The sequence below is a fragment of the Asaia sp. W19 genome, from assembly GCF_003994335.1.
GTDB lineage: Bacteria > Pseudomonadota > Alphaproteobacteria > Acetobacterales > Acetobacteraceae > Asaia.
Genome location: NZ_PNQZ01000201.1, coordinates 1 through 2106, shown reverse-complemented (window position 1 = coordinate 2106; position 2106 = coordinate 1). Strand labels below are relative to the sequence as shown.

Annotated in this window: 1 protein-coding gene and 1 pseudogene; both read left to right on the top strand. The window is 61.6% G+C overall.

The features are described from left to right. Positions 1-787 (top strand): annotated as a pseudogene (locus tag C0V97_RS18510) (MFS transporter); the annotation flags it as partial. Beyond that, entirely contained in the window at positions 784-1950 is a 1167-nt protein-coding gene (locus tag C0V97_RS18015) for an HlyD family secretion protein (protein ID WP_127101337.1), read from the top strand. The pseudogene C0V97_RS18510 and the gene C0V97_RS18015, both read left to right, overlap by 4 nt. Positions 1951-2106: the final 156 nt, after the last annotated feature.

The following is a 2106-nucleotide window of genomic DNA, read 5'->3' as shown; positions in this document are numbered from 1 at the left end:
CTCTTCCGATCTGGCTTTCGCATTCGAGAGTTGCCGTACGCGACCGCTGCTACAGATCAACTGGCTCAGTACCGGCACGATCCTGCGCTTTGCCGTCGTGGCCATCGTCGAGCGCCTGCTGCTCTCCGAGCAGAGTTCGGGGGCGACCGGGCTGCTTTCCCATGCCGGTCTGCTCAACGACCAGTATCATACGCTCTATCTTTTCGTGATCCTGGGCATGGTCGCGGGCACAACGGCGATGGGTCTGACCTTGTCTCCCAAAGCTATTCCCTTCCAATGCATCGTCGCCCTTTTGGCCATTGCCCTCGCCTCGTGGATGGATGCCGGCAGTAACGGCCTCACCCGTCCATCGAACATGTATGTCTCGCAGATGCTGCTTGGCTTTGGCACCACGCTCTTCGTCGGTCCCGCCCTGCTCTACGGCGTCATCCTTGTACTGAAATCGGATACGAGCCACTTCATCTCGACGATCTATGTCTTCGCCATCACACAAAGCGTTGGCAGCGTGACCGGCGCAGCCCTGCTTGGCAGCATTCAGTATTATTACGAGCGTTATGCGATGGTGGGATTTGCATCGCGGCTTTCGGAAACCGCCTCGTCATCGCTCGTCAGTTCCTCAATTGGCGTCTCCTCGATCTCGAACACGCTGTCAGACCAGGCTGCGGTCATGGGCTATCTGAACGTGTTCGGTTTCGTCAGCGTGTTCGCTCTCGCCGCAGCGGCGCTCATCGTCCTCATCATGCTCTGCAATCACTTCCTGACCCTTTCGAACAGACGCCTCTCATGACAGAAACATCCGCCTCCCCCTCTGACCAGAAGCCCGTGCAACCAGCGGCATGGCATCCGCCAAAGCGCACCCTGCCCATTCTGGCTCTGGTTGCCCTGCTGGCCGTGATCGTGATCGCGTGCGTGCTTGCCGCGTTCGATCTCGCCCCTTTCGGTGTGGAGGGCGTCAGCACGGATGATGCCTATCTGCAAGGTCACGTGACCATCGTAGCCCCCGAAGTTCCGGGCTATATCGAAGGGGTCTATGTCACCGATTATGCACCCGTGCATAAGGGTCAGCTTCTGGTCCAGATCGATCAGAGCACCTATCTGGCGCGCGTGGCCCAGGCAGAGGCCGATCTCGGCAGCCGTCAGGCAGCCCTGATCAATAACAGGCAGAACCAGGCATCGGCTCGCGCAAAGCTTGACCAGCGCCAGGCAGCCCTCATGACAGCGCGCGCCCATCTGACGCATAGCAGCGCCGATCATCGTCGCCAGGCCGCACTCGTGGGCGATCAGAGCGTCTCGCAGAAGGAATATGACGCGGGGCTGGACAGCTTCCATTCTGACGAGGCTTCGCTGCGCCAGGCCCAGGCCGATGTGCGCGCGGCAGAGGCGGATGTGAAATCAGCCGATGTGCAGGAAGATGTCCTGAGTGCCGATGTCCGTCAGGCCCAGGCCGCACTCGACTCTGCGCGTATCGATCTGAACCGCACCCACATACGTGCCGCAAGTGACGGGGTCATCGGCCGCACGGGGGGCACGCATATCGGTGCCTATGTAGGCGCGGGAACGGCTCTCTTCTCGCTGGTGCCGAACGAGCGATGGGTGGTGGCGGAGTACAAGGAAGCCCAGACGGGCAATATCCGCGTGGGACAGGCCGCGTCGTTCACGGTGGACGGGCTGAACGGCCAGAAATTCACGGGCCATGTGTTTCGCATCGCCCCGGCGACCGGCTCGGAGTTCGCCGTGGTGAAGCCCGATAACGCGACGGGCAACTTCGTGAAGATCCCGCAGCGTATCGGCATCTATATCGCGATCGACCCCAACCAGCCCAATGCCGAGAGACTTGCTCCGGGCATGTCGGTGGAATCCTATGTCGCGACGCCTGGAACAAGCACTGCGGCTGCGCCTCCCGCAACCAATCCGCAAGCGCGATCCGTGGCAAAGGATGGTGCCTCGTGAGCCGCCTTCGCCGCACCGGTCTGATGGCGGGGCTGGCTGCCCTGCCCTTGCTGCTCGATGGGTGTCAGAAAGGGGATTTCATCCTGCCTCAAGGCTCCGGTGTCACCGCACCGGCCTCGTGGCGCGCCGACAGCACGTCGCAAAATGTCGAGGGGC